This window comes from Rhizobium sp. P1_B8, assembly GCF_056406515.1.
On the sequence record NZ_JBFTZZ010000007.1, the window covers coordinates 160,185 to 166,266 of the forward strand.

Here is a 6,082-nt window from a genome sequence, read left to right on the forward strand (position 1 = left end):
GGGGGCGCAATGGCTTATTTCTTTCTGAGACTGCAGCCGCCGCGCCCCACTTTCCCGCATGACGGGACCGGGGAGGAAATGGCGGCGATGAAACGCCATGTCGAATACTGGCATCGGCACGCCTTTGCGGGATCGGCGGTCATCGTCGGCCCCGTCTTCGAGGGTGAAGGCGCCTGGGGCATGGCGATCGTCGAGGTCGAGGATCAGGCGGCGGCGCAGGTTCTTGCCGACGGCGATCCGATCATCGCTTCCGGTTTCGGTTTCCGCTTCGATATCCTGCCGATGCCCTCGATCATCTCGCGGCCGCCCGCCGTCTGAAACGCATTAACGAAAACACACGAAATCAGGATCTGAACAATGGCCACAGAAATCCGCGTTCCAACTCTCGGTGAATCCGTCAGCGAGGCAACCGTCGGCACCTGGTTCAAGAAGGTCGGCGACGCCATCAAGGCCGACGAGCCGATTCTCGAGCTTGAAACCGACAAGGTGACCATCGAAGTTCCAGCACCCGCCTCCGGCACGCTTTCGGAAATCGTCGTCGCCGCCGGCGAGACCGTCGGCCTCGGCGCGCTGCTCGGCCAGATCGCCGAAGGCGCAGCTGCCGCTGCCGCGCCGGCTGCTGCTGTTGTACCGGCCGCCGCACCTGCCCAGCCAGCCCCGGCTGCTGCTGCCCAGCCAGCGCCAGTTGCCGCTGCTGCGTCGTCCTCATCAAGCGCTTCCGTCTCCACCATGCCGCCGGCACCGGCGGCTTCGAAGATGCTTGCCGAAAACAACCTTTCCGCCGATCAGCTCGATGGTAGCGGCAAGCGCGGCCAGGTGCTGAAGGGCGACGTCATCGCCGCCGTCGCCAAGGGCATTTCCGCTCCGGCGGCCGCACCCGCGGCAACGCCTGCCGCCGCGCGTGGCCCGTCGACGGTCGAGGATGCCTCGCGCGAAGAGCGCGTGAAGATGACGCGCCTGCGCCAGACGATCGCCAAGCGCCTCAAGGACGCGCAGAACACCGCCGCCATGCTCACCACCTACAACGAGGTGGACATGAAGGCGGTCATGGACCTGCGCAACAAGTACAAGGACATTTTCGAGAAGAAGCACGGCGTCAAGCTCGGCTTCATGGGCTTCTTCACCAAGGCGGTGACGCATGCGCTGAAGGAATTGCCGGCCGTCAACGCTGAAATCGACGGCACCGACGTCATCTACAAGAACTACTGCCATGTCGGCATGGCCGTCGGCACGGACAAGGGCCTCGTCGTTCCTGTCATCCGCGACGCCGACCAGATGTCGATCGCCGAAATCGAGAAGGAGCTCGGCCGTCTTGCCAAGGCAGCCCGTGATGGCTCGCTCTCCATGGCCGACATGCAGGGCGGCACCTTCACCATCACCAATGGCGGCGTCTACGGTTCGCTGATGTCTTCGCCGATCCTCAACGCACCGCAGTCCGGCATTCTCGGCATGCACAAGATCCAGGAACGGCCGGTGGCGATCGGCGGGCAGGTGGTCATCCGTCCGATGATGTATCTGGCGCTGTCCTACGATCACCGCATCGTCGACGGCAAGGAAGCGGTCACCTTCCTCGTGCGCGTCAAGGAAAGCCTGGAAGATCCGGAACGTCTGGTTCTCGATCTCTAAGGGAGCGCTTACGATGCGGAACCGGATCATGCGAGCGGCGCGCCTTCTTCTTTGCGCTGCCGCCGCGCATGTCCCGGTCGCCGCATCGGCTGCCGGCTGGGACATCAGCAAGGCAAGCAGCAATTTCGAACTGGTGGCGCTGAGCGATGCCGAACTCTCCGGGCGGTCGATCGGCGCGATCCATATGGGCAATGTCGAGCTGACATCGGGGCGCATCGTTGCGGCCGATCCGCTCGCCCAGCCCGATCGTCCAGCGCTCGCAAGAACGGTTGCGCCGGGCGACTATCCGGTGACGCTCTACCAGGCCTTCGGGCGCATCGCCGCCGCCAGCATGCGGTTTGCCGAGGGCAGGCCGGATCATTGGGAGCTTGCAGTCCTGCCCGGGCAGGACACGGCGACGCTGAAGGACGGCGAGATCTTCGGCTATCCCGTCGATGCCGGCCTCGGATGCTACATGGATGCCGATACGTTTGATCTGATCGGAGAGCGTGAAGGGCAGGTACAGGCGCAGAAACCGGATGCCGACGTCAATTATTACGATGACGTGCTGGCGTCGGACCTCAATGCCAACAAAGGCATCTATGCACTGCACCGGCCGGTTGCCGGCAGACGAGGCAATGTCGCCGTGTTCTGGAGCGGCTGGGGCGACGGTTTCTACCCGGTTTTCTGGGGGCTCGACAAGGACGGCCGCGCGCTGGTGCTGCTGACGGATTTCAGCGTTGTCGAAAACGCCGACGGGCGGAAGGAGCCGAAGCTGCAATGAGCGGAAGGATCGGGATCATGGTGGGACGGAAAGGCATGGCTGCGATCGCAGCCGCCGCGTTTTTCGCCGTTCCGGCATCCACATTCGGCGCCGCATGCAAGCAGGAACAAGCCGTCTACGTCGATCGCGACGGTGCCTATGAATTGCGCTTCGCACCGCTGAATTCTCCATCGGCCGCCGCCAGCAACCAGTTCAAGGTCAGCGCGCTCAAGACACCTGTCGTGATGGAAGGTTATGTCATGCCATCGGAAGATCCGGTGCGCGCCATCGGCATCCTGATGTTCAACTGCCCCGAGGGCGATGCGACCGGCGCCGATCTCGATGCCTGCACGGTCTGGCAGGGCGCCGTCTACGGCATGGATGCCGAGGGTGAGATGGACAATCTGCAGCCCGAAGGTGCTGCGGCGGCCGAAAAGCTCGTGCTCCCCGGCCTTGGTCCCGCCATCCGCGAATCCAGTGCCTGGGGCGAGGGCAAGGCTTCGGTAGCGCCTTGGGACGTACTGACATTCAAGGAGTGTGCGACATGAGCGATGCACCTGTTGTTCTCATCACCGGCGGAAGCCGGGGTATCGGCGCCGCGGCCTCAAGGCTCGCCGCGCGCCAGGGCTGGCGTGTTGCGGTGAATTATGCCGCCAACCGCCAAGCCGCGGATGCGGTCGTGGCTTCGATCACAGAAGGCGGCGGCGAGGCCGTGGCGATCCAGGGTGACGTCGGCAAGGCTGCGGATATCGTCTCGATGTTTACGGCGGTCGACCGACATTTCGGCCGGCTTGACGGGCTCGTCAACAATGCCGGCATCGTCGACTATCCGCAGCGCATCGATGAGATGTCGGCGGAGCGAATCGAACGCATGCTGCGCGTTAATGTGACCGGCTCCATCCTCTGCGCCGCAGAGGCCATACGCCGGATGTCGAGCCGGCATGGCGGGCAGGGCGGGGCGATCGTCAATATCTCGTCGATGGCGGCGATCCTCGGTTCGGCGACGCAGTATGTCGATTATGCCGCTTCGAAGGCGGCGATCGACACCTTCACTGTCGGCTTGGCGCGTGAAGTCGCTGCCGAGGGCATCCGCGTGAATGCGATAAGGCCCGGCATCATCGAGACCGACCTCCATGCTTCGGGCGGGCTGCCTGACCGGGCACGCGAGATGGCGCCGGCGGTTCCGATGCAGCGTGCGGGTACGCCCGAGGAGGTGGCGGATGCGATCCTCTATCTTCTGTCACCTTCGGCTTCCTATATAACCGGCGCGATCCTCAATGTGAGCGGCGGCCGCTAGAACGACAGGGCGAAAAACAGCATGCAATATATTCTCGAATTCCTCGGCCTGATGGCCGTCTTTTCGATCTTCATCGTCGTGCCGGGCGCCGATTTTGCCGTTATCCTGCGCCAGAGCATCGTGCATGGGCGACGCGCCGCCATCATGACCGGGCTCGGGATGGGCTTCTCCCTGCTCTTCCACATCAGTTACACTATCCTCGGCCTCGGCCTGATCGTGTCCAAATCACTGATGCTGTTTGCTGTCATCAAATGGGCGGGCGTCGCCTATCTGGTCTATCTCGGCATCAAGTCGTTCCGCGAACCGGGCTTCAAGGTGAGGGATATCGAGGTGACGGCGGAAGACCGCAGGCCGGTCTCGATGCTGAAATGCCTGGGCATGGGCTTCATCACCAATGCGCTGAACCCGAAGCCGGTGCTGTTCTTCCTGTCGCTGTTTTCGACGCTCGTCCATCACGACACGCCGGCGCTGATCCAGTTCTCCTATGGCATCGGCATGGCGACGGCGCTGGTCGCCTGGTTTGCCGGCGTCTCCTATTTCTTCACGGTCAAGGCGATCCGTGACCGCTTCATTGCCAGCGGCAAATGGTTCAACCGCATCACCGGAGCGGCACTTGTCGGCTTCGGCTTCCGCCTCGCTTTGTCGCGCGCGGCCGATTAAACGAAAAATCCAAAGGGAAAGAAGCAATGTCCTACGATGTGATCATTATCGGAACCGGCCCGGGCGGCTATGTCTGCGCCGTCAAGGCGGCCCAGCTCGGCCTCAAGGTTGCCGTCGTCGAAAAGCGGGCGACCTATGGCGGCACCTGCCTGAACGTCGGCTGCATCCCGTCGAAGGCGCTGTTGCATGCCTCCGAAATGTTCCATCAGGCCGGCCACGGAATGAGCGCGCTCGGTATCGATATTCCGGCGCCGACGCTCAACCTCGGCAATATGATGGCCCACAAGGATGCGACGGTGAAGTCGAATGTCGACGGCGTCGCCTTCCTCTTCAAGAAGAACAAGATCGATACCTTTCAGGGCATCGGCAAGGTCGTCTCGGCCGGCAAGGTTTCCGTCACCGCCGACGACGGCAAGGTGCAGGAGATCGAAGGCAAGAACATCGTCATCGCCACCGGCTCCGACGTCGCCGGCATTCCTGGCGTGCAGGTCGAGATCGATGAAAAGACCATCATCTCGTCGACCGGCGGCATTGCGCTGGAGAAGGTGCCGGAAACGCTGATCGTCGTCGGCGGTGGCGTTATCGGCCTCGAGCTCGGCTCGGTCTGGTCGCGCCTCGGCGCCAAGGTCACCGTTGTCGAATATCTCGACACAATCCTCGGCGGCATGGACGGCGAAGTCTCCAAGCAGTTCCAGCGCATGCTCGCCAAGCAGGGCATCGATTTCAATCTCAGCGCCAAGGTCACCGGCGTCGAAAAGGGCGACAAGGGCGCCAAGGTCACTTTCGAGCCGGTCAAGGGCGGCGACAAGGTGACGCTCGAGGCCGAAGTCGTGCTGATCGCCACCGGCCGCAAGCCCTATACATCGGGTCTCGGCCTCGAAGAGGCCGGTGTTACGCTCGACAATCGCGGCCGCGTCGAGATCGACGGTCACTTCAAGACCAATGTTGCCGGCATTTATGCGATTGGCGATGTGGTCAAGGGTCCGATGCTGGCGCACAAGGCGGAAGACGAGGGCGTGGCGCTTGCCGAAATCCTCGCCGGACAGCATGGCCATGTGAACTACGAGGTCATTCCGAGCGTCGTCTACACCCAGCCGGAAATCGCTTCCGTCGGCAAGACCGAGGAAGAACTCAAGGCGGCTGATATCGCCTACAAGGTTGGCAAGTTCCCGTTCACGGCGAACGGCCGGGCGCGTGCGATGCTGGCGACGGACGGCTTCGTCAAGATCCTTGCCGACAAGGAAACCGACCGCGTGCTCGGCGGCCATATCGTCGGCTTCGGCGCCGGCGAGATGATCCACGAGATCGCCGTGCTGATGGAGTTCGGCGGTTCGTCAGAAGATCTCGGCCGTACCTGCCACGCGCATCCCACAATGTCGGAAGCGGTGAAAGAGGCTGCGCTCGCAACCTTCTTCAAGCCGATCCATATGTAATCTTACATATTCGTAACAAGGCATACAGCCGCTTGCCGGAAGGCAGGCGGCTGTTCTAGAGCCTTTCCGGGTTAGATTGAAGCATTCTGCCGGAGCAGGTTTTCGTCAGGGCAGAGGCGATTGGCGAAGGGCATACCCCTTGGTACGTCCGAGCCGATCGCCTCTGCCCTGGCGCAAAGATGCCCGGCCCTTCGGGTTGGCTGAAACGGGCCGGCTGATCGACCGGCCGGCTTGGCCGTAGAGCTGGGCTACGACGCGCGCCGGCCGGTCGACCATCCGACTCCGTTTGAGCCAACAGAATGCTTCAATCTAACCCGGAAAGGC

At 62.7% G+C, this 6,082-nt stretch carries 7 protein-coding genes; all 7 read left to right on the forward strand.

What is annotated here, in order from left to right; genetic code table 11:
• Positions 1 to 9: 9 nt before the first annotated feature.
• The 7 genes from AC1D2N_RS12205 to lpdA are packed head-to-tail and all read left to right on the forward strand — an operon-like array spanning position 10 to position 5,758.
• The gene (locus AC1D2N_RS12205) at positions 10 to 318 is read left to right on the forward strand and encodes a YciI family protein (RefSeq protein ID WP_130653206.1); all 309 of its coding nucleotides are present in this window, start codon (positions 10 to 12) and stop codon (positions 316 to 318) included.
• 39 nt (positions 319 to 357) lie between these two features.
• Entirely contained in the window at positions 358 to 1,626 is a 1,269-nt protein-coding gene (gene odhB / locus AC1D2N_RS12210; RefSeq protein WP_130653205.1) for a 2-oxoglutarate dehydrogenase complex dihydrolipoyllysine-residue succinyltransferase, read from the forward strand.
• Between the two features lie 13 nt (positions 1,627 to 1,639).
• Positions 1,640 to 2,389 carry a DUF4241 domain-containing protein gene (locus tag AC1D2N_RS12215; protein ID WP_130653204.1) on the forward strand — a complete coding sequence of 250 codons (750 nt, stop codon included), beginning with the start codon at positions 1,640 to 1,642 and terminating at the stop codon, positions 2,387 to 2,389.
• Entirely contained in the window at positions 2,386 to 2,916 is a 531-nt protein-coding gene (locus AC1D2N_RS12220) for a hypothetical protein (protein WP_130653203.1), read from the forward strand. The genes AC1D2N_RS12215 and AC1D2N_RS12220 overlap by 4 nt, the downstream gene beginning before the upstream one ends.
• Complete coding sequence (locus AC1D2N_RS12225; RefSeq protein ID WP_047620322.1) at positions 2,913 to 3,665, forward strand: SDR family oxidoreductase; 753 nt, start codon at positions 2,913 to 2,915, stop codon at positions 3,663 to 3,665. The genes AC1D2N_RS12220 and AC1D2N_RS12225 overlap by 4 nt, the downstream gene beginning before the upstream one ends.
• Before the next feature lie 21 nt (positions 3,666 to 3,686).
• A complete protein-coding gene (locus tag AC1D2N_RS12230) occupies positions 3,687 to 4,325 on the forward strand; it encodes a LysE family translocator (protein ID WP_130653202.1) in 639 nt (212 codons plus the stop codon).
• A 26-nt stretch (positions 4,326 to 4,351) separates the two neighbouring features.
• Entirely contained in the window at positions 4,352 to 5,758 is a 1,407-nt protein-coding gene (gene lpdA, locus AC1D2N_RS12235; RefSeq protein WP_018243877.1) for a dihydrolipoyl dehydrogenase, read from the forward strand.
• Positions 5,759 to 6,082 lie beyond the last annotated feature (324 nt).

Coding starts and splice junctions, on each gene's coding strand:
- AC1D2N_RS12225 (WP_047620322.1), top strand. CDS start 2,913: ATGAGCGATGCACCTGTTGTTCTCATCACCGGCGGAAGCCGGGGTATC.
- AC1D2N_RS12205 (WP_130653206.1), top strand. CDS start 10: ATGGCTTATTTCTTTCTGAGACTGCAGCCGCCGCGCCCCACTTTCCCG.
- lpdA (WP_018243877.1), top strand. CDS start 4,352: ATGTCCTACGATGTGATCATTATCGGAACCGGCCCGGGCGGCTATGTC.
- AC1D2N_RS12230 (WP_130653202.1), top strand. CDS start 3,687: ATGCAATATATTCTCGAATTCCTCGGCCTGATGGCCGTCTTTTCGATC.
- AC1D2N_RS12215 (WP_130653204.1), top strand. CDS start 1,640: ATGCGGAACCGGATCATGCGAGCGGCGCGCCTTCTTCTTTGCGCTGCC.
- AC1D2N_RS12220 (WP_130653203.1), top strand. CDS start 2,386: ATGAGCGGAAGGATCGGGATCATGGTGGGACGGAAAGGCATGGCTGCG.
- odhB (WP_130653205.1), top strand. CDS start 358: ATGGCCACAGAAATCCGCGTTCCAACTCTCGGTGAATCCGTCAGCGAG.